This window comes from Affinibrenneria salicis (assembly GCF_008710095.1).
The window spans coordinates 219056-245345 of the sequence record NZ_VYKJ01000008.1; the positions used below are offsets into that span (position 1 = coordinate 219056).

25 protein-coding genes are annotated in these 26290 nt (G+C 58.0%); 11 read left to right on the plus strand and 14 right to left on the minus strand.

What is annotated here, in order from left to right:
* Positions 1-257: 257 nt before the first annotated feature.
* The 3 genes from FJU30_RS27470 to glpK form a co-directional block, all read right to left on the minus strand.
* A complete protein-coding gene (locus FJU30_RS27470; protein ID WP_263406733.1) occupies positions 258-383 on the minus strand; it encodes a hypothetical protein in 126 nt (41 codons plus the stop codon).
* A 244-nt stretch (positions 384-627) separates the two neighbouring features.
* Positions 628-813, minus strand: a complete 186-nt coding sequence (locus tag FJU30_RS16465) for a hypothetical protein (protein WP_150436065.1) — start codon at positions 811-813, stop codon at positions 628-630.
* Entirely contained in the window at positions 806-2317 is a 1512-nt protein-coding gene (glpK, locus tag FJU30_RS16470; RefSeq protein WP_150436097.1) for a glycerol kinase GlpK, read from the minus strand. The genes FJU30_RS16465 and glpK overlap by 8 nt, the downstream gene beginning before the upstream one ends.
* Before the next feature lie 476 nt (positions 2318-2793).
* Between glpK and zapB the strand changes: the two genes are divergently transcribed.
* Positions 2794-3033 (plus strand): septal ring assembly protein ZapB, encoded by a 240-nt coding sequence (gene zapB / locus FJU30_RS16475; RefSeq protein WP_150436066.1) that lies wholly within the window; start codon positions 2794-2796, stop codon positions 3031-3033.
* Between the two features lie 178 nt (positions 3034-3211).
* Here the strand turns inward: zapB and rraA are convergent, their stop codons facing one another.
* The 7 genes from rraA to priA form a co-directional block, all read right to left on the minus strand.
* Entirely contained in the window at positions 3212-3697 is a 486-nt protein-coding gene (gene rraA, locus FJU30_RS16480) for a ribonuclease E activity regulator RraA (RefSeq protein WP_150436067.1), read from the minus strand.
* Between the two features lie 116 nt (positions 3698-3813).
* Entirely contained in the window at positions 3814-4731 is a 918-nt protein-coding gene (locus FJU30_RS16485; RefSeq protein ID WP_150436068.1) for a 1,4-dihydroxy-2-naphthoate polyprenyltransferase, read from the minus strand.
* Positions 4732-4974: 243 nt separating this feature from the next.
* Positions 4975-6306: an HslU--HslV peptidase ATPase subunit gene (gene hslU / locus FJU30_RS16490; protein ID WP_150436069.1), complete on the minus strand. Its 1332-nt coding sequence runs from the start codon at positions 6304-6306 to the stop codon at positions 4975-4977.
* A gap of 10 nt (positions 6307-6316) precedes the next feature.
* The gene (gene hslV / locus FJU30_RS16495; protein ID WP_150436070.1) at positions 6317-6847 is read right to left on the minus strand and encodes an ATP-dependent protease subunit HslV; all 531 of its coding nucleotides are present in this window, start codon (positions 6845-6847) and stop codon (positions 6317-6319) included.
* Positions 6848-6933: 86 nt separating this feature from the next.
* On the minus strand, positions 6934-7758 hold the full coding sequence (ftsN, locus tag FJU30_RS16500; protein ID WP_150436071.1) for a cell division protein FtsN: 825 nt from the start codon (positions 7756-7758) through the stop codon (positions 6934-6936).
* Between the two features lie 92 nt (positions 7759-7850).
* Positions 7851-8888 carry a DNA-binding transcriptional regulator CytR gene (gene cytR, locus FJU30_RS16505; protein ID WP_150436072.1) on the minus strand — a complete coding sequence of 346 codons (1038 nt, stop codon included), beginning with the start codon at positions 8886-8888 and terminating at the stop codon, positions 7851-7853.
* A 212-nt stretch (positions 8889-9100) separates the two neighbouring features.
* Positions 9101-11296 (minus strand): primosomal protein N', encoded by a 2196-nt coding sequence (gene priA, locus FJU30_RS16510; RefSeq protein ID WP_150436073.1) that lies wholly within the window; start codon positions 11294-11296, stop codon positions 9101-9103.
* 197 nt (positions 11297-11493) lie between these two features.
* On the opposite strand from priA, the gene rpmE reads away from it, so the two are divergent.
* Complete coding sequence (rpmE, locus tag FJU30_RS16515) at positions 11494-11709, plus strand: 50S ribosomal protein L31 (RefSeq protein WP_150436074.1); 216 nt, start codon at positions 11494-11496, stop codon at positions 11707-11709.
* A gap of 168 nt (positions 11710-11877) precedes the next feature.
* On the opposite strand, the gene metJ is transcribed toward rpmE, so the two are convergent.
* Positions 11878-12195 carry a met regulon transcriptional regulator MetJ gene (gene metJ / locus FJU30_RS16520; protein WP_150436075.1) on the minus strand — a complete coding sequence of 106 codons (318 nt, stop codon included), beginning with the start codon at positions 12193-12195 and terminating at the stop codon, positions 11878-11880.
* A gap of 199 nt (positions 12196-12394) precedes the next feature.
* On the opposite strand from metJ, the gene metB reads away from it, so the two are divergent.
* The 3 genes from metB (at position 12395) to metF (ending at position 17201) form a co-directional block, all read left to right on the plus strand.
* The gene (metB, locus tag FJU30_RS16525; protein WP_150436076.1) at positions 12395-13555 is read left to right on the plus strand and encodes a cystathionine gamma-synthase; all 1161 of its coding nucleotides are present in this window, start codon (positions 12395-12397) and stop codon (positions 13553-13555) included.
* A 2-nt stretch (positions 13556-13557) separates the two neighbouring features.
* Positions 13558-15981 (plus strand): bifunctional aspartate kinase/homoserine dehydrogenase II, encoded by a 2424-nt coding sequence (locus FJU30_RS16530; RefSeq protein ID WP_150436077.1) that lies wholly within the window; start codon positions 13558-13560, stop codon positions 15979-15981.
* A 320-nt stretch (positions 15982-16301) separates the two neighbouring features.
* The gene (metF, locus tag FJU30_RS16535; RefSeq protein WP_150436078.1) at positions 16302-17201 is read left to right on the plus strand and encodes a methylenetetrahydrofolate reductase; all 900 of its coding nucleotides are present in this window, start codon (positions 16302-16304) and stop codon (positions 17199-17201) included.
* 92 nt (positions 17202-17293) lie between these two features.
* Here metF and FJU30_RS16540 read toward each other — a convergent pair whose 3' ends face one another.
* The gene (locus tag FJU30_RS16540) at positions 17294-18205 is read right to left on the minus strand and encodes a helix-turn-helix domain-containing protein (protein WP_150436079.1); all 912 of its coding nucleotides are present in this window, start codon (positions 18203-18205) and stop codon (positions 17294-17296) included.
* A gap of 93 nt (positions 18206-18298) precedes the next feature.
* On the opposite strand from FJU30_RS16540, the gene FJU30_RS16545 reads away from it, so the two are divergent.
* From FJU30_RS16545 to oxyR, 3 genes are all read left to right on the plus strand, one after another.
* Positions 18299-19036, plus strand: a complete 738-nt coding sequence (locus FJU30_RS16545; RefSeq protein ID WP_150436080.1) for an AzlC family ABC transporter permease — start codon at positions 18299-18301, stop codon at positions 19034-19036.
* Positions 19033-19347, plus strand: a complete 315-nt coding sequence (locus FJU30_RS16550) for an AzlD domain-containing protein (protein WP_150436081.1) — start codon at positions 19033-19035, stop codon at positions 19345-19347. Before FJU30_RS16545 ends, FJU30_RS16550 begins: the two co-directional genes overlap by 4 nt.
* Before the next feature lie 570 nt (positions 19348-19917).
* Entirely contained in the window at positions 19918-20835 is a 918-nt protein-coding gene (oxyR, locus tag FJU30_RS16555; RefSeq protein WP_150436082.1) for a DNA-binding transcriptional regulator OxyR, read from the plus strand.
* Here the strand turns inward: oxyR and sthA are convergent.
* Positions 20818-22218 (minus strand): Si-specific NAD(P)(+) transhydrogenase, encoded by a 1401-nt coding sequence (gene sthA, locus FJU30_RS16560; protein ID WP_150436083.1) that lies wholly within the window; start codon positions 22216-22218, stop codon positions 20818-20820. The two genes, oxyR and sthA, sit on opposite strands and share 18 nt — an antisense overlap.
* Before the next feature lie 189 nt (positions 22219-22407).
* On the opposite strand from sthA, the gene fabR reads away from it, so the two are divergent.
* Both fabR and FJU30_RS16570 read left to right on the plus strand, forming a co-directional pair.
* The gene (gene fabR / locus FJU30_RS16565) at positions 22408-23052 is read left to right on the plus strand and encodes an HTH-type transcriptional repressor FabR (RefSeq protein WP_191091636.1); all 645 of its coding nucleotides are present in this window, start codon (positions 22408-22410) and stop codon (positions 23050-23052) included.
* 250 nt (positions 23053-23302) lie between these two features.
* Positions 23303-23686, plus strand: a complete 384-nt coding sequence (locus FJU30_RS16570; RefSeq protein WP_150436085.1) for a YijD family membrane protein — start codon at positions 23303-23305, stop codon at positions 23684-23686.
* Positions 23687-23703: 17 nt separating this feature from the next.
* Here FJU30_RS16570 and trmA read toward each other — a convergent pair whose 3' ends face one another.
* Positions 23704-24810: a tRNA (uridine(54)-C5)-methyltransferase TrmA gene (gene trmA, locus FJU30_RS16575; RefSeq protein WP_150436086.1), complete on the minus strand. Its 1107-nt coding sequence runs from the start codon at positions 24808-24810 to the stop codon at positions 23704-23706.
* A gap of 219 nt (positions 24811-25029) precedes the next feature.
* On the opposite strand from trmA, the gene murI reads away from it, so the two are divergent.
* Positions 25030-25887 carry a glutamate racemase gene (gene murI / locus FJU30_RS16580; protein ID WP_150436087.1) on the plus strand — a complete coding sequence of 286 codons (858 nt, stop codon included), beginning with the start codon at positions 25030-25032 and terminating at the stop codon, positions 25885-25887.
* Positions 25888-26290 lie beyond the last annotated feature (403 nt).

Sequence of the window (26290 nt, forward strand, 5' to 3'; positions counted from 1 at the left end):
TACTCCCATCTATGGGGCTCGCTCTTGCCGGGCCGCGGCCAGCGGCGTTCAAATCCGCTCCCGACGGATTTGTCGTCCGAATCGCATACCCGCGTCAGCTCATCGGGATTGATGAGCGGCATCCTGCCTCTCACCGCCGGTCAGCCGTTGGCCGGGTAAATCCGTTGCCGACGATTCGTCGCTGTGTCGCCGCCTTGCCGCAACTCGAATTATTTTGGATATAGACTTCAGGCTGCTGGTGCGTTGGCTGCGCTCAATTATTCGCCCCGGCCCAGGGGCTCGCCCTTGCCGGGCCGCCGCCAGCGGCGTTCAAATCCGCTCCCGACGAATTCGTCGCCCGAATTGCGTACCCGCGTCAGCTCCTTGGGATTGATGAGCGACATTCTGCCTTTCTCCGCCGGTCAGCCGTTGGTCGGGCAAATTCGTTGCCGACGAATTCGTCCTTCGCTTGCCGTCTTACGGATCGCATTCATACGCTGCGCCCATCTGGGGCCAACGCGTGGCGTTGTTACAAAGGATAACGTTTTGTCCTGTAACTCGAATTATTTTGGGTATAGACGTAATGGCGGCGCGCTATGGGTAACATCACGGCGTAACATGTTTCCCTTTAATCGCCGCCAGCGGCGTTTAAATCCGCTCCCGGCAGGTTTGTTCGTCGCCCGAACCGAAGGCATCGGGATTGACCGAAGTTCGCGCTAACGCCACGCAAAGCAGTTCCTGTATATTTCCTTGCGCCTGCAGCCAGTGTCTCTGGCGGCGTCTGGCGCGGCGTAAGCCTGACTGCGCGATACCGTCAGGCGACGGATTACTCATCGTGATCTTCCCAGCTGCGCACGCGGGCGACGGCCTTTTGCCAGCCTCGATAGCGGTAGTCTCGTTCAACGGTTTCGATCCCGGGCCGGAATTCGCGCTCGATGGACGTTTTGTTCTTTACTTCATCCAGATCGCTCCAGAAGCCGGTCGCCAGACCCGCCAGGAAGGCGGCGCCCAGCGCCGTGACTTCACGCATGGCGGGGCGCTCCACCCGGGCGCCGAGAATATCCGATTGAAACTGCATCAGAAAATTGTTGGCGACCGCGCCGCCGTCCACGCGCAGCGCCCGCAGACGGGTATTGGCGTCGGCCTGCATGGCGTCGAGCACATCGCGGGTTTGCCAGGCGATGGATTCCAGCGTGGCGCGAATGATGTGGTTGGCGTTTACGCCGCGGGTCAGGCCGAGAATGGCGCCGCGCGCGTAGGGATCCCAGTAGGGCGCGCCCAGCCCGGTAAAGGCCGGCACGACATAAACGCCGTTGGTGTCCGCGACTTTGCCGGCGAAATACTCGGAGTCCGCGGCGTCATTAATCAGCTTCAGTTCGTCACGCAGCCACTGAATCGAGGCGCCGCCGATAAATACAGCGCCTTCCAGCGCGTAGTTCACTTCCCCGCGCGGGCCGCAGGCGATGGTGGTCAGCAGGCCGTGTTTCGACCGCACGGCTTCCCGGCCGGTGCTCATCAGCAGGAAGCAGCCGGTCCCATAGGTGTTCTTAGCCATGCCGGGGTGTACGCACAAATGGCCATACAGCGCGGCCTGCTGATCGCCGGCAATGCCGGCAACGGGGATGCGCGTCCCGCCTTTACCGCCGATATTGGTTTGGCCGTAGATTTCGGACGAGGGGCGCGCTTCCGGCAGCATGGCGCGCGGGATATCCAGTACCTGTAACATTTTCTCGTCCCATTCCAGGGTATGGATATTAAACAGCATAGTGCGGGAGGCGTTGGTGTAATCCGTAACGTGCACGCGCCCCTGGGTCATTTTCCAGATCAGCCAGCTGTCGATGGTGCCGAACAGCAGTTCGCCGCGTTGCGCCCGTTCACGCGCGCCCTGCACGTGATCCAGGATCCATTTAACCTTGGTGGCGGAGAAGTAGGGGTCGATAACCAGGCCGGTGGTACGGCGCACATACTCCTCCAGCCCGTCTTTTTTCAGTTGTTGGCAGATTTCGGCGGTGCGGCGGCACTGCCAGACGATGGCGTTATAGATCGGTCTGCCGCTCTTTTTTTCCCAGACGATGGTCGTTTCCCGCTGATTGCTAATGCCGATGCCCGCGATTTCATCGGATCGGATATCCGCCCTGGCCAACGCTTCGACCAGCGTGGCGCTCTGCGAGGCCCAGATTTCCATCGGGTCGTGCTCCACCCAGCCGGCCTTCGGGTAGATCTGGGTAAACTCGCGCTGCGACACGCTGATGATATTGGCGTCATGATCCAATATCACGGCGCGGGAGCTGGTTGTGCCCTGATCGAGAGCGACTATGTATTTTTTTTCCGGGTTCATCATGTCGTCCTGTCGGATGTTTGCGATCAGCTTACGACACCTGCCGTGGATCACCAGAGGCGCGGGTGTCGTCATCCGGTTTAGATGTATCTGTGATGTGAATTTATCGTTAATGCGCGCAAACGAGAAATATCGCAATGAAAATGTGTGTTGCTTGTCATGAAAGCGAGCGAATACGCGTTATTACGCGCCGGTCGGCGGGAAAAAGGCTTTATGCACAACGATGGACGGCGGCAGACCCGATGCGCGGTATTTTTCGGGTTGTACTGATAGCGCCTGGGGGGAAATGATGACAGATTCATCGTTGTACGGGATGTCTGCTAGACAGCAATGGACTGGCTACATACAATCCTGTAATCAGGTATGCCATAAGGCGTATGGAAAGGCCGCCGGTTTGAGGTGTGCTTACACTGCGACGGTAGCACTTGTTATCAGCGTTAACCGATTGATGCCTTGCGAATATAGGGGTTTGAAGAATGTCATTTGAAGTGTTTGAAAAGCTGGAAGCGAAAGTACAGCAGGCGATTGATACTATCACGCTGTTGCAAATGGAAATTGAAGAGCTAAAAGAGAAGAACAATACGCTGTCGCAGGAAGTTCAGGATGCGGCAGGCCGTCGTGAAACCCTGGTGCGCGAAAACGAACAGCTGAAAGAAGAGCAGGGGGCCTGGCAGGAGCGCCTGCGCGCGCTACTGGGTAAGATGGAAGAAGTTTAATTTTACGCCGGGCAGGTTATGCCGACCTGCCCGTCTATGCTTGTCGCGTCACGCCGGCCGTGGCGTATCGCTCATCGCGCCGATAAACATCCTGTCCGCCGTTCCCCCACGCCTGAAGAACAGCCGTCCGTCGTTGCCGCGACGCGCATGCCGCGCGCCTTACCGCACCTGCGCGAGGTTACTCTATATCCAGCGGCTCTTCGGCCAGGATGATGCCGGTGTTGTCCGCGTATAGGTGGTCGCCGGAGAAGAACGTTACGCCGCCAAAGTTGACGCGGATATCGCTTTCGCCCACGCCTTCGCTGGCGGCGCCGACCGGAATGGCGGCCATGGCCTGAATGCCGAGATCGAGTTCTTCCAGATCGTCGACCTGGCGCACCGCGCCGTACACCACGATGCCTTCCCACTCGTTTTGCACCGCCAGACGCGCCAGCTCGGCGTTAATCAGCGCGCGCCGCACTGAGCCGCCGCCGTCGACTAGCAGCACCCGTCCGATGCCGTTTTCTTCGAGCAGATCGTAAAGCAGTCCATTGTCTTCAAAACATTTCACCGTGGTGATTTGCCCACCAAATGAAGTACGTCCGCCAAAGTTAGAGAACAGAGGTTCAACAACATTCACCTCTTCGTGATAAATATCGCACAGTTCGGAAGTATCGTATTTCATAGGATTTACGTTGATCAGAGTGGCTGCTGGGGAGTTGAGTATATCCCTTTCTGCCGGTTGTTGGCAAAATCATCACTTGTTACCTTGACGCGCATCAGTAAACCGGGCGCCGGCGCTTAGCTCAGCACGACGCCGACCGCGAACAGGATATTGGTCAGCAGCGCGCCCTTCACCGTTTTTTCCAGCATCGGCCGCATGCTGATGGCGCTGGTTTCGCGCAGAACGTAGCGCGCCTGTTGCAGCAGCAGCGGGATCGCCAGCAGAAACAGCCAGCCGGCCCAGTGGTGCAGATAAAACAGGGCGAACAGCCCGAGGCACAGCGGCGCGCCGAGCAGCAGAGCGCTGTGATAGCAGCGCGCTTTTCTGGCGCCGAGGCGCACGGCCAGCGTGTTCTTGCCGCTGAGGCGGTCGTTGTCAATATCGCGCAGGTTATTGATATTCAACACCGCGGTGGCCAGCAGGCCGCAGGCGGTGGCCGGCAGCATCACCACGCTGTCGAAGTGACCGGTTTGCAGATAGTAGGTGCCGGCCACGCTGAGCCAGCCGAAGAATATCAGTACGGAAATATCGCCCAGCCCAATGTAGCCGTAAGGCTTATTGCCGACGGTGTAGGTGATGGCGGCCACAATGGCTAACAGCCCGAGCACCAGAAAGCCGATAATATCGGCCGGCTTCTCGCAGGCGACGACCACCAGCGAAACGCCGGAGATAACGGTTAGCGCGACCGTGACCATCAGCGCGCGTTTTAACTGCGCCAGGGTAATGGCGCCGGTCTGAATACCGCGCAGCGGCCCAATGCGTTCTTTCGTATCGCTGCCTTTCACCGCATCGCCGTAATCGTTCGCCAGATTAGACAGGATCTGCAGTAAACCCGCAGTCAGCAGCGCCAGCGCGGCGACCGATAGTTTAAAGCTGCCGTGCCAGTTTGCGATGGCCGAACCGGTGACGATGGAAGCAAAAGCCAGCGGCAGTGTGCGTGGCCGCAGACTATCAAGCCAGGCTTTGGTTGTTCTGCTTTGGGTCGATTGGGTCATGGTATGCTTCAGTGTAATGAAAAAGGAAACGGCTCAATAATAGCGGCACCTTAAACAAAAACGGGAGGCATATTTGGCCTCCCGCTGTTTTATCCCGTTGTTTTCACGCTGCGGCGTGCGGGTTTGCCGCCATCCGCCGCCTGAAATCCGTCGGGCCTCTCCATTTATACCCGCCATGCCGCAGGATACGCTGGCTTTCCTGCAGCTCGAATTATTTAGGGTATATGCGTTCCGCACCGCGGATTATAAGATGAATCGGCTCAGATCTTCATCCGCTACTAATTCATCCAGGTGACTACGTACGTATTCTGCGTCAATCGTCACCGTTTGTCCGTTCATTTCGCTGGCATCGTAAGAGATGTCCTCGATCAACCGTTCCAGCACCGTATGCAGTCGACGCGCGCCGATGTTTTCCGTGCGTTCGTTAACCTGCCAGGCCGCTTCCGCAATGCGGCGAATACCGTCCGCGGTGAACTCGACGTTAACGCCTTCGGTCGCCAGCAGCGCTTTGTACTGCTCGGTCAGCGAGGCGCTCGGTTCGGTCAGAATACGCTCAAAATCTTCCGTCGTCAGCGCCTGCAGCTCAACGCGGATCGGCAAACGGCCCTGCAGCTCAGGGATCAGATCGGACGGGCTGGCCACCTGGAAGGCGCCGGAAGCGATAAACAGAATATGATCCGTTTTTACCATGCCGTGTTTAGTGGAAACGGTGCAGCCTTCCACCAGCGGCAGCAGGTCGCGCTGCACCCCTTCGCGCGAAACGTCCGGGCCGGAGGTTTCGCCGCGTTTACAGATTTTATCGATCTCATCGATAAACACGATGCCGTGCTGTTCCACCGACTCAATCGCCTGCTGTTTCAGCTCTTCGGGATTAACCAGCCTGGCCGCTTCTTCTTCCACCAGCAGCTTAAACGCCTCTTTGATTTTTACCTTGCGCGCTTTCTGTTTTTGACCTGCCAGATTCTGGAACATCGACTGCAGCTGGTTGGTCATCTCTTCCATACCCGGAGGCGCCATGATTTCGACGCCAACCGGCGCCGCGGCCAGATCGATCTCGATTTCTTTATCGTCCAGCTGGCCTTCCCGCAGTTTTTTGCGGAACGCCTGGCGGGCGGTGGACGGCTCCTGGGCCGTTTCCGGCTGACCCCAGTTGTTCTTAACCGGCGGGATCAGTACATCGAGAATACGGTCTTCCGCCAGCTCTTCCGCGCGGTTCCGGTTCTTCTCAATCGACTCATAGCGCACCATCTTGACGGCGGCATCGGTCAGGTCGCGGATAATAGAATCCACTTCCTTACCCACATAGCCCACTTCGGTAAATTTGGTGGCTTCCACTTTGATAAACGGCGCGTTGGCCAGTTTGGCCAGACGACGGGCGATTTCGGTCTTACCGACGCCGGTCGGGCCAATCATCAGAATGTTCTTCGGCGTGACTTCGTGACGCAGCGTTTCATCAAGCTGCATACGGCGCCAGCGGTTGCGCAGCGCGATCGCTACCGCTCGTTTGGCTTTATCCTGGCCGATGATATAGCTGTCAAGTTCGCTAACTATTTCGCGCGGGGTCATTTCAGACATATAGTGATCCTTACGCCCTGGAGGCTAATTCTTCAATCGTGTGGAACTGATTGGTGTAAATACAGATATCACCGGCGATCCCCAGCGACTTCTCGACGATTTCCCGGGCGCTCAGTTCGGTGTTTTCCAGTAAGGCGCGGGCCGCGGCCTGCGCATAAGGGCCGCCGGAGCCAATCGCAATCAGATCGTTTTCCGGCTGAACGACATCGCCGTTACCGGTAATGATCAACGATGCGTTTTCATCCGCCACGGCCAGCAGGGCTTCCAGGCGACGCAGCATGCGATCGGTACGCCAGTCTTTCGCCAGTTCAACCGCGGCTTTGACCAGATGACCCTGATGCATTTCCAGCTTGCGTTCAAAAAGTTCGAACAGCGTGAAGGCGTCCGCCGTTCCCCCGGCGAAGCCGGCAATAACCTGATCGTTGTACAGGCGACGCACCTTACGTACGTTGCCTTTCATTACGGTATTTCCCAGCGTAGCCTGACCATCACCGCCAATGACCACATGGCCGTTGCGGCGTACACTTACGATTGTTGTCACGAGTAGGTCCCCGTTGCCGAAAAAAAGGCCCCCGCATTTTGTGCGGGGCATGTTGATTTTATAAATGGGGCGGGCCGTCGGGTTTTTCAACCCCCACTGGCGAGAGGGATACAGTTCGATGCGCCAATGCCTTTCAGACGCGACAGCATTTTGTCCGCCGCCGCCCGGTTAGCGTACGGGCCGAGCATAATCCGGTTCCAGCCGCCGTTTGACGTAATGCGGCTTTCCACCCCGGCGAACGCCAACTGAGCGCGCACCGACTCCGCGGGTTCCATCGTTTTAAACGATCCGCACTGTACCAGCCAGCGCTGCGCTTTCTCTTTTTCCGGCTGTTTAGCCGGCTCGGTTTTGGCCGTCTGGACGGGTTTTTGCGCCGCTACCGGCGGTGTGCGCGGCGGCGCGGCCGGTACGTTTTGCACCGGCGTTTGCGCCGTGTTGACCGGCGGCTTGATCGTCACCTGGGAACGCGGCACCTGGCTTTGATCGTTGTAAGGCACTTCTGCCAGCTGCGTCGGCTGGCGCTGCATATCGGACTGCATTTGCGCCAGCAACTGACGTTGTTCCTCGGTGAGCTGGGCCTGCGACTGCGGCTCTCCGCCGGAGGAGGGCTCGGTCGGCACGGTAATGCCGGGCTGGCGATTTTCCAGCTCTTTAATATAGCGCCAGCGCTCTTCCGGCTTCGGTGGCAATCCGTTGCCGGTATGGGCGCCCTGACGCGGCAACACCGGCGTTTCTTCCGGCTTGTTGTGCGCAATAAACCATAACCCGCCGACAAACGTCACCAGCACGGCGACGGCCAGCGCCACCATCGTTTTAGAGGTGCCCGATGCGCTTTTCTTTCTTCGGCTGGTGGTTTTTTTGCGGCGTGCGCCTGAAGAACGCCCCCGGCTGACATAGTCTCTTTGTGCCACTGTCGTTTCGCTATGTATGAAAATAAGATAATTGAGATGGCATGTTACTGAACCCTAAAATATTTGACCAGCACCTGAATTCCTAAAGCCGGTCAAACGCTCCTTTTAGGAATCGCCGTGCTGCCGCGTACTTTCAGTTCGCTGGCCAATAGCCGCGAACCGGTGCCAGAAACGGAGTCGCCCTGTAATTGATCCAGTAACAATAGCATAGCTTCCCTGCCGATTTGATAACGGGGATGTACCACCGTGGTTAACGGCGGATAGCAGTATTGCGCCTGAATAATATCGTCGAACCCTATCAGCGACAGATCGCGCGGGATATCCAGCCCCATTTTCTTTGCCTGCGACATCGCGCCCAGGGCGATAATATCGTTGTGGCAGAAAATGGCGGTCGGCGGGCGCGGATGAGACATCAGCGCGGCCAGCCCGCGCGCGCCGGTTTCGTAACTGAACTCGCCGTGATAAATATACTGGTTATCGATGGTCAGCGCGCTGCGGCGCAGCGCCTGAATATAGCCCTGCAGACGATACTGGCTCAGCGGCATGCTGTCCGGCCCGGCGATACAGGCGATGCGCTGATGGCCCAGCTTCTGCAAATAGTGCACCGCATCGAAGGCGGCAGTCAGGTTATCGATGTGCACGGTGGGCAGCTCCAGCTCCGGCGCGAACTCATTCGCCATCACCATCGGCGGCAGATTGTGCTGTTCTTCTTTGCTGGCATCAAACGGCAGGTCCGAACCGAGCAGCAGCATGCCGTCGATCTGTTTGGCCAGCAGCAGGTTGACAAAGGTTTTTTCCTGCTGATGTTGGTGGGCGCAGTCGCCGATCAGCACCAGATAGCCGCGCTCGGCGGCGATTTCCTCAATGCCTCTGATCATCTCGGAAAAAAACGGATCGCAGATATCCGGCACGATCACCAGGATCGTGTGCGACTCGTTGCGTTTGAGATGGCGCGACAAAACGTGCGGCGAGTAGCCCACCGACAGCGCGGCCTGCTCTACTTTTTGCCGCGTCTGGGCGGAGACTTTATCCGGGTTGGTCAACGCCCGGGATACGGTTGCAGTTGAAACGCCAGCCTGGTCGGCAACGTCTTTCATCGTCGCCGTGGCGTTTTTTTTCTTTTGTTCCAACGCGTTTCTCCTTGCGCCAGTGTCAGGCTGCTAAATCATGATCAGGCATGGGTTGGTGGTTTCCGCAGAGGGCGACAGATTCCTGACGGTAAGAATACGGCCTTTTTCCGCTTAGTCTTAACAGATCGCGTGCTATTTTTGTTACTTAATTTGCAGAAAGGGTGTGATCAATATCATTCTTTAGAACCCGCTCGCAATCTGTGCCCGTCGGGCTAACCGTCGAGCGGATCGACATCCAGCACCCATTTTACTTTTCGCGTCTGCGGCAGGGTATCGACCAGCGCCAGCGTAGCCGTCACCAGCCGCTGCAGGCGCGCGCGCGAAGGGTGCTGCAACAGCAGCTGCCAGCGAAAACGGCCGGCGCGCTTAGGCTGCAGCGCAGGTACCGGGCCGAGCACCCACAGGTCGTCATCCTGCAGCGGGCTGGCCTGCAACAGATTGCGCAACTGCTGCAGAAACAGCGCCGCCTGTTGGTTGTCGTGGTCTTCCGCCCGGAACAGTATATGGCTGGTGTATGGCGGCAGCAGTACGCTCTGGCGCTCGCTGAGCGCCTGGCTGGCGAAGGCGTCGTAACCCTGATGCAGCAGGATTTGCAGCAGCGGATGTTCCGGGTGGTGGGTCTGCAGCACGACCTCGCCGGCCTTACCGGCTCGCCCGGCGCGGCCGGAGACCTGCGTATACAGCTGAGCGAAACGTTCGGCGGCGCGAAAGTCGGCGGAAAACAGAGCGCTGTCGACATCCAGCAGCGCGACCAGCGTTACGTCCGGGAAATGGTGTCCTTTCGCCAGCATCTGCGTGCCTATCAGGATACGGGCGCCGCCGAGATGTACCTGCGCCAGCTGCTGTTCGAGCGCGCCTTTGCGGCTGGTGGTGTCGCGGTCGATGCGGGTAATCGGCACCTGAGGAAATAGCGGCGCCAGCTCCTGTTCCAGTTTTTCCGTGCCCAGTCCGACCGGCACCAGATTGGTGGAGCCGCATTGCGGGCACTGATGCGGCACCGGACGCTGGCCGTCGCAGTGGTGGCAGCGCAAATGATGCTGCTGTTGATGCAGCGTGTAGTAATGGTCGCAGCGCGGGCATTCGGCGATCCAACCGCATTCGTGGCACAACAGCGCCGGCGCGAAGCCGCGGCGGTTAAGAAACAGAATGGCCTGATTGCCGGCGTTCAGATGGTGCTGCAGCCGTTTGATCAGCGGTTGCGAGAGGCCGGAGGTCAGCGCCAGTCCCTTTAAATCCACGATATGCTGTCGGGCCAGGCTGGCGTTGCCGGCGCGTTTGTTGAGCTTTAGCTGACGATATTTGCCGATACTGACGTTGTATAGCGTTTCCAGCGCCGGCGTGGCCGTCCCCATCACCACCGGAATATCTTCCTCGCGGGCGCGAAACACGGCCAGGTCGCGGGCGTGATAGCGCCAGCCCTCTTGCTGTTTATAGGAGCCGTCGTGCTCCTCGTCGATCACGATGATGCCCGGCCGGGCGAATGGGGTGAACAGCGCGGAACGCGTACCGATCACGATGGCGTTCTCGCCGTTGCGGGCGCGCAGCCAGACGGCGAGGCGTTCGCTGTCGTTGAGGCCGGAGTGGAGTACATCGACCGGCGCGTTGAAACGCTCGCGAAAGCGGGCGATGGTCTGCGGCGTCAGGCCGATTTCCGGCACCAGCACCAGCGCCTGTCGCCCCTGCGCCAGCACGTTTTCCAGCGCGCTGAGGTACACTTCGGTCTTGCCGGAACCGGTTACCCCGGCCAGCAGCCAGGCGGCGAAATGGTCGTCTTCGCTGCGGATCGCCCCGGTGGCGGTGGCCTGTTCGGTATTCAACCGTAGCCTCTCGCCCTGAACGCTGAAGGCGGCGCGCCAGTCGCTGACGTCTTGCTCGCAGGCGCGCAGTTCGCACAGTCCTTTGCTGCGCAGCGCCTGCAAAATGGCCTCCGTTATGCCGCTCTCGCCGACCTGGTGGCGGTACAGCGGAGCCTGTAGCAGGGCCGCCAGCGCCTGCTGCTGTTTCGGCGCGCGTTTCAGCGCGTTAAGCGGCGTGGCGCGCCCCTGTTCCGTGGCGAACCACTGCCAGAGCGGCGCTTTGTGCGCCGGTTTCCCCTGACGCAGCAGGATCGGCAGCGCATGAAATAGCACTTCGCCTAACGGGTAATGATAGTAATCGGCGGCCCATAGCAGAATACGCCACAGGCTGGGCGGAAACAGCGGCTGAGTATCCAGCGCCGCGTTGATGGGTTTGAGCTGTTCGCGCGGCAGATCGCTGCGCTCGCTGAGGGCGGTGACGATACCGATCGCCTTGCGCGGACCGAACGGCACCCTGACGCGCACGCCGGGCTGGACGGATATTCCGGGGGGGATCAGATAATCGAAAGCGCGTGCCAGCGGCACCGGCAGCGCGACCTGAGCGACAGACATGACATCTCCGGCTAATAAGGCAAGGCGCTAGTGTACATGGTGTTGACAACAATGTGTCGGCCGATTGCATAGACGCGCGAATTTCTGTATGATTCGCCGCCATTATGCATTTTGCGTAATGAACTACTCATTCAATATCGTGTGGTGTCTGGCGGAACAGGGCTGGATAGCGACACGGCCTTAAACAGAGGTTTCCCATGAAACAAGGTATTCACCCGAATTATGTTGAAGTTACTGCAACTTGCTCTTGCGGTAATGTTATCAAAACCCATTCTACCGTGGGCCATGACCTGAACCTGGACGTTTGCGGCGCTTGCCATCCGTTCTACACTGGTAAACAGCGTGTCGTTGATACCGGCGGTCGTGTTGAGCGCTTCAACAAGCGTTTCAGCCTGCCGAGCAGCAAAAAATAAGTTTCGCTGCTGCGGTAAAGAAAAAGCACCTTTCGGGGTGCTTTTTTTGTCTGTGCGCCGCGGGGAAAACCGCCTCTGCGGTCGCCCGCGCGTCAGCTGATAACGGCAATCAATTATCCCCGCGCGAAAATTGCAGCCGGCTCCCCGCTTAATGCCGGGCAGTGTGCGTCAGTATTCCCAGGTATCGGGATCGACTCCCATCTGCCGCATAATGATTTTGGCCTCTTCCGGAATTTCATCATTGCGTTCTTTGCGCAAATCTTCATCATTGGGTAGCGGCTGACCGGTAAAGGCGTGCAGGAAAGCTTCGCATAAGAGTTCACTGTTAGTCGCATGGCGCAGGTTGTTCACCTGGCGGCGGGTACGTTCGTCAGTGAGGATCTTCAGCACTTTTAACGGAATGGATACCGTAATTTTTTTTACCTGCTCGCTTTTCTTACCGTGTTCAGCATAAGGACTGACATATTCGCCGTTCCACTCAGCCATGAGGATACCTTAAAAGATTTTGTCGTTATGAAAACAACGTTTGTCATGAAATGAATACAATTCTAACGGTTATTACGCTGACGCTCAATCTATACGCAAAGAAGTTTAGATGTCCAGATGTATTGACGTCTATAAAAACCCGGTTTACTCTTGAGCCTCTCATTTCAACTCTTCAGCTGTCCCAGTCAGGAAAAAGCAGATGACGCGTAAACAGGCCACGATAGCAGTTCGCAGCGGTTTAAATAATGATGAACAATATGGCTGCGTTGTTCCACCTATCCACCTCTCCAGCACCTATAACTTTACCGGTTTTAATCAGCCGCGCGCGCATGATTACTCACGGCGCGGCAATCCTACGCGCGACGTGGTGCAGCGGGCGCTGGCGGAGCTGGAAGGCGGCGCCGGTTCGGTGATGACCAGTTCCGGTATGTCGGCGATCCTGCTGGTCTGCACCGTATTTTTGCGTCCCGGCGATGTGCTGGTCGCGCCGCATGACTGCTACGGCGGCAGCTATCGGCTATTTGACAGCCTGAGCAAGCGCGGCGCTTACCGCGTGGTTTTCGTCGATCAGAGCGATGAAAACGCGCTGGCGGCCGCGCTGGCCGAAAAACCGAAGCTGGTGCTGATCGAAAGCCCCAGCAACCCGCTGCTGCGTGTGGTGGATATCGCCGCGATCTGCCGCGCCGCGCACGCCGCGGGCGCGCTGGCCGTGGTGGACAACACCTTCCTCAGTCCGGCGCTGCAGCAGCCGCTGTCGCTGGGCGCCGATCTGGTGGTGCACTCCTGCACCAAATATTTGAACGGCCACTCGGATGTGGTGGCCGGCGCGGTAATCGCCAAAGATCCTGAACTCGTGACGGAACTGGCCTGGTGGGCGAATAACATCGGGGTGACCGGCGCGGCGTTCGACAGTTATCTGCTGTTGCGCGGGCTGCGTACGCTGGCGCCGCGCATGGCGGCGGCGCAGAAGAATGCGCAGTGCCTGGTGGAGTATCTGCAGACTCAGCCGCTGGTGAAAAAACTCTATCATCCGTCTTTACCCTCGCATCCCGGGCATGAGATCGCGCGCCGTCAGCAGTCCGGCTTCGGCGCGATGCTGAGCTTTGAACTGCAGGGCGATGAAGCGGCGCTGCGCCGCTTTGTAGAGTCGCTGACGTTATTCACCCTGGCGGAATCGCTGGGCGGAGTGGAAAGCCTGATTTCCCATGCGGCGACCATGACGCATGCCGGTATGGCGCCGGAGGCCCGCGCCGCCGCGGGTATTTCCGAAACCTTATTGCGTATCTCTACCGGTATTGAAGACAGTGATGATTTAATAGCGGATCTGGATCAGGCGTTTCAGATTGCAGCCAGGGGGTAAGCATGAGTGTATTGGGGGGCGCAGGGCGTCAGCTGCATAAATTTGGTGGCAGCAGCCTCGCGGATGTGAAGTGCTATCAGCGAGTCGCCGGCATTATGGCCGAATACAGCCAGCCGGGCGATCTGATGGTGGTTTCCGCCGCGGGCAGCACCACTAACCAACTGATTAGCTGGTTGAAGCTGAGCCAGACCGATCGTCTGTCCGGTCACCAGGTGCAGCAGGCTTTACGCCGTTATCAGAGCGACTTGATCGCCGGCCTGCTGCCGGCGCCGCTGGCGGAACCTTTAATCCAGGCCTTTATTTTCGATCTCGAACGTCTGGCCGCGTTGCTGGACGGTAAGATCACCGAGGCCGTATACGCCGAAGTGGTCGGGCACGGCGAAATCTGGTCGGCGCGCCTGATGTCCGCGCTGCTGAATCATCTGGATATCCACTCTTCCTGGCTGGACGCGCGCGAGTTTTTGCGCGCCGAACGCGCAGCGCAGCCGCAGGTCGACGAGGCCGCCTCCCGCCCGCTGCTGCAGCAAATGCTGGCGCAGCATCCCGGACAACGTCTGGTGGTGACCGGCTTCATCTGCCGCAATAACGCCGGAGAAACGGTGCTGCTCGGGCGCAACGGCAGCGACTACTCGGCCACTCAGATCGGCGCCCTGGCGGGCGTTGAAGATGTCACCATCTGGAGCGATGTGGCCGGGGTATACAGCGCCGATCCGCGTAAAGTGAAAGATGCCTGCCTGCTGCCGCTGCTGCGTCTGGATGAGGCCAGCGAACTGGCGCGTCTGGCCGCGCCGGTGCTGCATGCGCGTACTCTCCAGCCGGTTTCCGGCAGCGGCATTAACCTGCAGTTGCGCTGCAGTTATGAGGCGGAGCAGGGCTCGACCCGCATTGAACGCGTACTGGCCTCGGGCACCGGCGCCAGAATCGTCACCAGCCACGATGAGGTCTGCCTGATTGATGTGCAGATTGATGAGCGCTATGACTTTTCTCAGGCGCACAGCGAAATTCGTCAGCTGGCGCAGCGTTCGCAAATTAAGCCGCTGGCGGTCGGCATCCACCCGGATCGTAACCTGCTGCAGCTGTGCTACACCGCAGAAGTGGTGGACAGCGCCAGGCAACTGCTGGAACAGGCGGCGTTGCCCGGTCGGCTTAGCGTGCGGGAAGGACTGGCGCTGGTGGCCGTGGTCGGGGCCGGCGTCGGCAACAATCCGCTGCACAGCCACCGTTTCTACCAGCAGCTGAAAGACCAGCCGGTGGAGTTTGTCTGGCAGTCTGAGGATGCCATCAGCCTGGTGGCGGTGCTGCGCGTGGGGCCGACCGAACACCTAATTCGCGGCCTGCATCATTCGTTGTTTCGCGCGGAAAAACGGATCGGTCTGATCGTGTTTGGTAAAGGCAATATCGGCTCGCGCTGGCTTGAACTGTTCGCCCGTGAACAGACGAACCTTTCCGCCCGTACCGGCTTTGAATTCATTCTGGCCGGCGTGGTGGACAGTAACCGCAGCTTGCTGAGCTATGACGGACTGGATGTCGATAAAGTACTGTCCAGCTTTGAAGCGGAAGCGCAGGAGCGGGACGGGGAGGATCTTTTCCTGTGGATGCGCGCCCATCCATTTGATGATCTGGTGGTGTTCGACGTCACGGCCAGCCCGGCGATAGCCGATCTCTACCTTGATTTCGCCAGCTATGGCTTTCATGTTATCAGCGCCAACAAGCTGGCGGGCGCCTCGGGCGGCGATAACTACCGGCAGATCCGCGACGCGTTTGCTAAAACGGGCCGCCACTGGCTGTATAACGCCACGGTAGGCGCCGGTCTGCCGGTCAACCACGCGGTGCGCGATTTGCGCGAAAGCGGCGATACGATCTTATCCATCAGCGGTATTTTCTCCGGTACGCTCTCCTGGCTTTTCCTGCAGTTTGACGGCAGCGTGCCGTTCACCGATCTGCTTGATCAGGCCTGGCAGCAGGGGCTGACCGAACCCGATCCGCGAGTGGATCTGTCCGGTCAGGATGTGAAGCGCAAGCTGGTGATTCTGGCGCGTGAGGCGGGGTATGACATTGAGCCCGATCAGGTGCGGGTGGAATCGCTGGTGCCGCCGGGGGGAGAAGAGGGGTCGATCGATCAGTTCTTTGACGACAGCGAGTCGCTGAACCAGCAGATGCTGCAGCGGCTGGAAGCGGCCAGGGAGATGGGGCTGGTCCTGCGCTATATCGCCCGCTTTGACAGCAACGGTAAGGCGCGCGTCGGCGTTGAGGCGGTACGGGACGACCATCCGCTGGCGTCGCTGCTGCCCTGCGACAATGTGTTTGCCATCGAAAGCCGCTGGTACCGCGATAATCCGCTGGTGATCCGCGGACCGGGCGCCGGCCGGGACGTGACTGCCGGAGCGATTCAGTCCGATTTGAATCGTCTGGCGCAACTGCTCTAGGCTATATTTGCCGGGCGCTTGCGCCCGGCATCGGCCATCTGGCGCGAATTCGCGTCGTTTCCTTCATCCCCGTTCCCTGCGTGTCGTTTATTGCATTTCAGCCGTCGCGGGCGGATTGTTTCCGCCTGTCGCCGTCGTGCCGCGTTCCGCTGTTTCTCCACGACATGAATTTTCTTCAGCTAGTATGAATAATCATCAGTACCGATCGATGCCAAAAGCATTGACTGATCGGGCCGATTCCGTCATTTTCTATTTAGACGTCTAAACGTGTAGACGTTCATGAATAACAACAACGACGGCGATCGACGAGGTAGAACGGAATGAGTTTTTTTCATGCAAATCAGCGCGAAGCACTGAACCAGAGTCTGGCGGAATTACAGGGTCATACTAATGTTTCCTTTGAGTTTTTTCCGCCGAGCAACCATGAAATGGAAACGACGCTCTGGAACTCCATCGATCGCCTGAGCAGCCTGAAGCCCAAATTTGTTTCCGTTACCTACGGGGCCAATTCCGGTGAACGCGACCGCACGCACAGCGTCATCAAGGCGATCAAAGAACGTACCGGCCTTGAGGCTGCGCCGCATCTGACCTGTATCGACGCCTCGCGTGACCAGCTGCGCGAAATCGCGCAGGATTACTGGCAGAGCGGTATTCGTCACATTGTCGCGCTGCGCGGCGATTTACCGTCAAACGGCGGCAAACCGGAAATGTACGCTTCCGATTTGGTGGCGCTGTTGCGTGAGGTGGGGGATTTTGACATCTCGGTTGCGGCTTATCCCGAAGTACATCCTGAAGCGAAAAGCGCGCAGGCCGATTTGATTAATCTGAAGCGTAAAATCGATGCCGGCGCGACGCGCGCCATTACCCAGTTTTTCTTTGACGTGGAAAGCTATCTGCGTTTTCGCGATCGCTGCGTGTCGACCGGCATTGACGTAGAGATCGTGCCCGGTATTCTGCCGGTGTCGAATTTCCGTCAGCTACAGCGCTTCGCCACGCTAACCAACGTGCGGGTGCCGAACTGGATGACCGCCATGTTCGACGGTCTGGATCACGATGCGGAAACCCGCAAGCTGGTCGGAGCCTCCATTGCGATGGATATGGTGAAAATTCTGAGCCGGGAAGGAGTGAAGGATTTCCACTTCTATACGCTGAACCGCGCGGAGCTGAGCTATGCCATTTGCCATACGCTGGGCGTGCGTCCGGTAGCCGACGCCGCCTGATTCCAGGCCGCGCGCCGTTTCCTGCTTTTCACCGGCCCGGGTATCGACGGGCCTCCGTTTTATCCGCCTATTCTGTTTCCCCGCCTTGTCCGTCAGCGGCAGGCCTGCGCGTATTGTCCCGGAGTGACGCCAAAGCTGGCGCGAAAACAATGCGTCAAATGGCTTTGATCGCAAAAGCCGACGCTGACCGCCGTCTGCGTCGCCGTCATGCCGTTTGCCAGATGCTCTTTGGCCGCCCGCAGACGCGTCTGGTTGATATAGGCATGTACCGTCATTCCTGTTTTTTTATGAAACGAGCGCATGAAATGATATTCGCTCAGACCGGCGGCATCCGCGACCTGGTCAATCGTCAGACGCTGGTCGAAACAGGCGTGAATCAGTTCCAGGGCGCGGCGCACGTCGGCGCCGGGTTGCGCTTTTATCCGGCCGCTTTTGGTCAACTGGCCGTAGCGGTCGATCAGCGCCGCCATAGCGTCAATCAACGCCGTTTGCTTTTCCAGCGGATCGCGCGCGGTTTCAATGACCTGATGCGCTCGCGTCAGGTGACGGGCCAGCGCCGCATCCTTGCGCAGGTGCCGGCAGCCGAAATCCAGCCCGGTCACGTGGGTATCGAACAGTTCTTCGGCCACCCTTTCAAGCACGCCGGCCGCCGGATAAAACGCCCGATACGCCCACATGCCGATGTTCCGCTCGGCTTCTCCCGTATGCACTTCGCCGGGCGGGATAATCATTACCGTACCCGGCACCGCGACTCCCGTCTTGCGCGAGATGCTATGGCGTTGAGCGCCGCGCTCGAAGGCGGCGATAACGAATTCGTCATGACTGTGCGCCGGGTAGCGATGAGAGTAAAACACCGCCCGCAGCAGTTCGGTATCGTGGCCGATATCGCGATCGCGCCATAGCCGGATATCTTCTGGCGGCGCCGGGCGTTTAACGCTGTGCGATGGCGAGATAGCCGTCTTGCCATTGAGCAGGATCTTACAATCTTTCACATCTTCATTCATATAAGCTACCTTCGAAACCCGCCGTCAGTGGGGCGGCGACGGGTATTTTTCATCGCGGACCAACAGATTACGTTTAATCATAATGGAGATAGTATGCGTGAGCCAGACACCTTCGCGCAGCGGCGAAATGCTTTTCTGGCCGGGGTCATTGCCTGCGGCCCAACGATTCTGGGGTATGCCAGTATTGGCTTCGCTGCCGGCGCCATCGGTTCGATTTCCGGTTTTTCCTGGGTAGAGATCACGCTGCTGGCGGCGCTGATTTATGCCGGGTCGGCCCAGTTTCTCTTCTATTCCCTGTGGAGCAGCGGCGCGGGTTCCATGGCGATTGTGCTGGCGATTGCGCTGGTCAACATCCGTTATTTGCTGATGAGCTCTTATCTGGCGCGTTTCTTTGCGGCTTTGCCGACCGGGCAAAAATTTATCAGCGGCATGCTGCTGACCGATGAAACCTTCGGCGTGGCGGCGCAGTACGCGGGCAAACACGGCCGGATCCCATTCTGGTGGATGCTGGGATTGAACATTACCGCTTACGCCAGTTGGATCAGCGCCAATATTGCCGGCGCCGCCTTTGCCAGCGTGATACCGGTAGAGATCTCACACCGGCTGGGCTTCAGCCTGACGACGATGTTTATTGGTCTGCTGGCCCTCAACTATTCCGGCAGCGCGCAGAAAAAACTGGAGCTGGTCGCGATGGGGCTGTCGGCGGCCACGGTGTTGGTCACGCTGGGCGTGCTGGATATGAATATATCGATTCTGGTCGCTACGGCCGTTGCGGCCACGGTATGCGCAACGCTGCTGCGTCTGTATCCTGCGCTGCGGAGTAAAGCATGATGCCTTCGTTACTGATAACCATACTTGCCTGCGCGCTGGTCACGTTGGTGATTCGCGCCCTGCCGATCGTCTTCCTCGCCGGCATTCGCCTGCCGGGGTTTGTTTATGCCTGGCTGAGTTTTGTGCCTTCCGGCATTATGGTCGCCCTTGTGGCGCTGGAGCTGGTCAAGCTGTCCGTTCGCGACGGCGGCGCGTTGGCGCCGATCAGCTCCGCCGCGCTGGCCGCGCTGGCGGCGATCATGACGAAGAGCTTGTTTACCACGGCGCTGGTGGGCGTAGGCGGCTATCTGCTGTGGTTTGTTTTCACTTAAGTTAGTCTTATTAATACCGTCCGTTGCGCAGCGTCATGCGGGCGGACGTCTTACCACGAAATGTTCCTCCGGGCGAACCGGTCCGCGCAGATTGCCTGTTTAATGGCGCTCTCCCGCTAATTTCATGATTGATAAACAGTTAACGTCGTCGATACCCGTCCAGCCTGGCCGGTCGTCTTCGTCATCCGCTTATCGTTCTCGGCGCCGGATAAAATGCTGCCGTTCCCCAATTGCCTGAATTCGCCAGCTCACTCATTATAACGGGGCGAAGGATTGGCAGAGTCGGAGGGGGCAAGCGTCGGATAATGAAAAAGCGATAACGGTTTTATTAGCAAATAGTGCATCGGTGGTAACATCGTGCTATTGCTCGCTACGGCGGGTATAAAGCAATCAGCGGGACGGATTTCCGTTGCTGGCGGGTGAATATAATTAAACCCTCTAAATTGTAAGTCAATTTTTATTCGGCGTATGTCGCTTTGCTGTTCTGTGTTTACATTAGATGTTGATAGGGAAAATCGTTCATTGCTATCCTACCTATCGTTATGGACTATCGTGGTCTGGAGCTAAAAAATGAATATTCGGGACTTAGAGTATCTGGTGGCGTTAGCAGAGCATCGCCACTTCCGGCGGGCGGCAGATTCATGTCACGTTAGTCAGCCTACGTTAAGCGGGCAAATCCGTAAGCTGGAAGATGAACTGGGCGTGATGTTGCTGGAGCGCACCAGCAGAAAAGTATTGTTTACCCAGGCCGGTTTGCTGCTGGTTGAACAGGCGCGAACCGTACTGAGGGAAGTCAAGGTGCTCAAGGAGATGGCCAGCCAGCAGGGAGAGACGATGTCCGGGCCGCTGCATATCGGCCTGATCCCCACCGTCGGGCCTTATTTGCTGCCGCAAATCATTCCGATGCTACACCGTACTTTCCCGAAGCTGGAAATGTATTTACACGAAGCGCAAACCCATCAGCTGCTGGTTCAGCTTGATAGCGGCAAGCTCGACTGCGCTATTCTGGCGCTGGTCAAAGAGTCCGAGTCTTTCATCGAAGTGCCGCTGTTTGATGAACCGATGAAGCTGGCCATCTACCAGGATCATCCCTGGTCCAATCGGGAGCGGGTGGCGATGTCCGATCTGGCGGGCGAAAAGTTGCTGATGCTGGAAGACGGGCACTGCCTGCGCGATCAGGCGATGGGTTTTTGCTTCCAGGCCGGCGCCGATGAGGACACGCATTTTCGCGCCACCAGTCTGGAGACGCTGCGCAATATGGTGGCGGCAGGCAGCGGCATCACGCTGCTGCCGTCGCTGGCGGTGCCGCAGGAGCGGGAGCGGGACGGCGTATGCTACCTGACCTGCTACAAGCCCGAACCTAAACGGACCATCGCGCTGGTTTATCGCCCCGGCTCCCCGCTGCGTGGACGTTATGAGCAACTGGCCGAGGCGATTCGAGAGCACATGCAGGTCTATATGGACAGCGCGTTAAAACAGGCGGTTTAACCCATTGAGCGCGGCTACCCGATAAGCCTCCGCCATCGTCGGGTAGTTGAAGGTAGTATTAACGAAGTACTCGATAGTATTACCTGCGCCTTTTTGTTCCATGATGGCCTGGCCGATGTGGATAATTTCGGCCGCGCGTTCGCCGAAACAGTGAATGCCGAGGATCTCCTTGCTCTCACGGTGGAACAGAATCTTCAGGCTGCCGACGTTCATTCCGACTATTTGCGCGCGCGCCAGATGTTTGAACTGCGCTCGTCCCACCTCATAGGGCACTTTCATCGTAGTCAGCTCCTGTTCGGTTTTGCCGACAGAGCTGATTTCCGGAATGGTGTAGATCCCGGTCGGGATATCGGCCACCAGATGCGCATTGGTTTCCCCGGTCAGAATGGTTTGCGCCGCGATACGGCCCTGGTCGTAGGCTGCGGAGGCCAGGCTGGGGTAGCCGATTACGTCGCCAACGGCGTAAATATGGGCCAGCGCCGTTTGATACAGACTGTTGACCTTGATCTGTCCCCGGCTGTCGGTCTGCAGTCCGATATTTTCCAGACCCAGCGTCTCGGTATTGCCGGTGCGGCCGTTGGCGTACAGCAGGCAGTCGGCCTTCATTTTCTTGCCTGACTTCAGGTGCACCACCACGCCGTCGTCCATCCCTTCGATCTGTTCAAACTCTTCGTTATGCCGGATCACTACGCCGTTGTTCCAGAAGTGGTAGGACAGCGCGTCGGACATCTCCTGATCGAGGAAAGCCAGCAGACGATCGCGGGTGTTGATCAGGTCCACTTTCACGCTCAGTCCCCGGAAAATTGACGCATATTCGCAGCCAATCACTCCGGCGCCGTAAATGATCACATGCTGGGGCTCGTGGTCGAGCTGCAGGATGGAATCGCTGTCATAGATGCGCGGATGGTCGAAGTCTACGCCGGCGGGATGGTAGGGACGAGAGCCGCTGGCGATAATGATGCTGGCGGCGGTCAACGTTTCGCGCGTGCCGTCGGGGTAGTGGATGGCGACCGTATGCGGATCGATAAAGCGGGCCTCGCCGGAGTAGATGCGACACTGATTCCGCTCATAGAATCCCTGGCGCATGCGGGTTTGCTGGCTGATAACGCTGTCGGCGTGGCGCAGGATATCGGAAAAGGAACTGCTGATAATGCGGGCATTGTCGCTGTATAGCGGGTTTTGATTAAATTCGATAATGCGGCTGACGGCGTGGCGCAGCGCTTTGGAGGGGATGGTGCCCCAGTGGGTGCAGCCGCCGCCCACGTTATAGTGACGTTCAATCACCGCCGTGCGCGCGCCTTTCTTCGCCAGCCCCATCGCGGCTCCTTCGCCTCCCGGACCGGAACCAATGATAATTGCATCGTAATCGAAATGTTGTTGCATCGCAGGATAAGCCTTTTAAACAAAGTAATAACATTATTGTAATATCGGCCAAATGATAACCTAATCATCCCTGATGTGGGCAGGGAAAAATTGCGCGCTTTTTTAATCTGGCAAGGTTTGCCTCACTGTACCGGCGCTAAAGTTTGCTATAGTGCCTTTCTGGAAAGGAGAGCAGCAGATTTAGGCAAGATAATGGGTGTCAGAGCACAACAAAAAGAGCGGACGCGTCGCTCTCTGATTGAGGCCGCATTTAGCCAACTGAGTGCGGAACGGAGTTTCGCCAGCCTCAGCCTGCGCGAAGTGGCGCGGGAAGCCGGCATTGCTCCGACCTCGTTCTATCGTCATTTTCGCGATGTGGACGAACTTGGGCTGACAATGGTGGATGAGAGCGGTCTGATGCTGCGCCAGTTGATGCGTCAGGCGCGTCAACGCATAGCCAAAGGCGGCAGCGTAATTCGTACCTCGGTGTCCACTTTTATGGAATTTATCGGCAATAACCCGAATGCGTTTCGTCTGCTGCTGCGCGAACGTTCCGGCACGTCGGCCGCTTTTCGCGCTGCGGTGGCGCGCGAGATTCAGCATTTTATCGCTGAGCTGGCCGACTACCTGGAGCAGGAAAATCAATTGCCCAGAGGGTTTGCCGAAGCGCAGTCGGAAGCGATGGTCATCATCGTCTTCAGCGCCGGGGCAGAGGCGCTGGATGTCGGTCTGGAACAGCGGCGCGAGCTGGAAGAACGGCTGGTGCTGCAGTTGCGCATGATCTCAAAGGGGGCGTATTACTGGTACCGAAGGGAGCAGGAACGGCAACATGATAAGGACGTCAGCGTACCTTAATCGTTCACCGCGCTATGCTTTAAATCATCCGGGATGCGGGACAAAACGTTATCGTTTTGAACACTACGGGCGGAGTATATGAATGCGCCTCGCGACGCGGCAGGCGAACGACGAATTCGCCGGTAGCGGATTTGAGCGCCGCTGGCGGCGGCCCCGCAGTGGCGAAGCCCTGGAACGGGGCGAATAATTGAGCGCCGTCAACGTTGCTGCGGCTTGAAGTATGACTGATTAACACACCTGGAGGAAAAAGATGACTGAACAACCTCGCCAGGAAAAAGGGACTTTACTGCTGGCGCTGATCGCCGGGCTTTCCGCCAATGGATCATTCGCCGCGCTGTTTAGCGCGATTGTGCCATTCTCCGCGTTCCCGCTGATTGCGTTGGTTCTGGCGGTGTATTGTCTGCATCAGCGCTATATGCATCACGCGATGCCGGACGGCATTCCCGTGCTGGCCGCCGGCTGCTTTTTACTGGGCGTGTTGCTGTACAGCGCCATTGTGCGCGCCGAATACCCGCAAATGGGTTCTAACTTCGTGCCGGCCGTGCTCTGCGTCGCGCTGGTTTTCTGGCTGGGTTTGCGTTTGCGCGGGCGTAAGCCGGTCGCAACCGGCCCGAACGATATCGACGCCCCGTAGCCGGGGCGTGGCCGCCGTCAGCCCGGGATTTTCTCCAGCAGTACGCCCGCTTCCATATGGTGGGTATAGGGGAACTGATCGAACAGCGCCAGCCGGCGTACCCGGTGCGTCTGGGTTAGGGTGCGTAGGTTGTCGCACAGCGTTTCGGGATTGCAGGAGATATACAGGATGCGCGGCCAATTTCGCACCATGGCCAGCGTGGCGGCATCCAGCCCGCTGCGCGGCGGATCGACGAAAATGGTCTCGCACTGATAGCTGCTCAGATCGATGCCTTTCAGGCGCTTGAATTCGCGTACGCCCTGCAGCGCCTGGGTAAACTCTTCCGCCGCCATACGAATAATCTGCACGTTATCAATCCGGTTAGCCGTTATGTTGTACTGCGCGGCGGCGACCGACGGTTTGGCGATTTCGGTGGCCAGCACCCGATTAAAATTACGCGCCAGCGCCAGCGAGAAATTGCCGTTGCCGCAGTAAAGCTCCAGCAAATCGCCGCGGGAACCGCGGGTGACCGACAGCGCCCACTCAAGCATCTGAATATTGGTGGCGGCATTGGGCTGAGTGAAGCTATTTTCGACCTGGCGGTAAACCATATCGCGGCCGGCAACCGGCAGAATCTCATCAATATAGTCGTGGTCAAGGCAGATTTTGGTCTTGGTCGCCCGCCCTATCAACTGGATATCGAACCCTTTGGCGGTCAACTGCTCCCGCAGCGCGCGGGCATGGCGCTGCCACTCTTCGTCCAGCGGGCGATGGTACAACATTGATACGACCGCCTTGCCGCTGAGCGTGGAAAGATAATCGATCTGGAATATTTTACGTCGCAGCGCCGGATTATCTCGGATAGCGTCGATGAATTCCGGCATTAATCGATTGATCAGTTCGCTGGCGGCCGGAAAGCGATCAATCCGGATACGTTGCTGGCTCTGCTGATCAAACATGATGTGGTAGATGTCGTCGCCGTCATGCCAGAGGCGGAATTCAGCGCGCATACGATAATGACTGACCGGCGAACGAAACACCTCGGGCTGCGGGGCGTTAAAAGGAGCCATCATGTCTTTCAGTCGGTCGGTTTTTTGGTTAAGCAGGTCGTCATAGCGATCGACTGGCAGAATGTCTGGCGTCATGATTTTTCCGGTTGGCAGGGTTGAAAATAAGATATTGGCTGGGAATTGTAGGGCATCCCAGGGCGATGTCCAGTTTTGTGAGCCATCCCGCTTTATTCACTTCCCGGACAGGCCGCGCCGTACCCGGATTTAAGCGCCGGGCGTGGGTTCCTCCTCATCTCAAGGAACGGTTCGTGGTAGAATGCCGCCTCTGTTAGCTAAAAATGAATGAGAAGGAATATGGCTACCGAACTGCAGTGTGAGAATAGGTTCTCACCGGAAGCTATACCCTCTGACCCGCAAGCCCGCCCCACCATACTGATATTTGATTCCGGCGTGGGTGGCCTGTCCGTCTATGACGAGGTTCGCCGGCTGTTGCCGAATATCCACTATATCTATGCGTTCGATAATGAAGCGTTCCCCTATGGTGAAAAACCGGAGCAGTTCATCGTCGAGCGCGTGCTCGACGTTGTGGCGGCGATAGAAAAACGCCATGCCCTGGCGCTGGTTATCGTCGCCTGCAATACCGCCAGTACGATCTCCCTGCCAGCCCTGCGACAGCGATTCAGCTTCCCCGTGGTCGGCGTGGTTCCCGCAGTGAAACCGGCGGCCAAACTCACCCGCAACGGCATTGTCGGGCTGCTGGCGACGCGCGCGACCGTCCAGCGCGCCTACACGCATGAACTTATTGCCCGGTTTGCCACCGATTGCCAGATCATCCTGTTGGGTTCCGCCGAACTGGTGGAGCTGGCGGAGGCCAGACTGCGCAGCGAAGACGTGCCGCCCTCGGCGCTGCAGAAAATTCTGCGTCCCTGGCTGCGTTTACCGGAGCCGCCGGATACGGTAGTGCTCGGCTGCACGCATTTCCCTTTGTTAGCGGACGAACTTCGCCAGGTGCTGCCGGCGGGCACGCGGCTGGTGGATTCCGGCGCGGCCATCGCCCGCCGCACGGCATGGCTGATTGGTAATATGACCGGCGCGCCGCTGTCGAACGAAGAAAACCGGGCCTACTGTATGGCCATTACGCCGAAAACCGTTGCCCTGTGGCCAGTTTTACAGCGATATGGCTTTGCTTCGCTCGAAAAACTAGCGCTTTAGCGCGCATGCGCGCAAATAACCCCCAGTTGGAAAAAAAAGTGCATTTAGCGCTTGTCAGGCGGCGAGAAGTCCCTATAATGCGCTCCCACTGACACGGCAACAGCGATTACGCAGTTGTACGGTGAGTAAGAAGTCAGGCAATAATTACTTGACTTCACAGCGGAAAAGCATATTATTTGCGGCCCGCGCCACGATGAATGTCGCGGCACTGCTCTTTAACAATTAATCAGACAATCTGTGTGGGCACTCACAGGACCGTATCGTAAAAGATACAAAAAAGTCCTGAAGAGTGACTGACAGTTAATTCATTACGAACTAACAGTACAATTCTTTGGGCAGCTATTAACTTAGCAAAATCAAACAAATCTTAAATTGAAGAGTTTGATCATGGCTCAGATTGAAC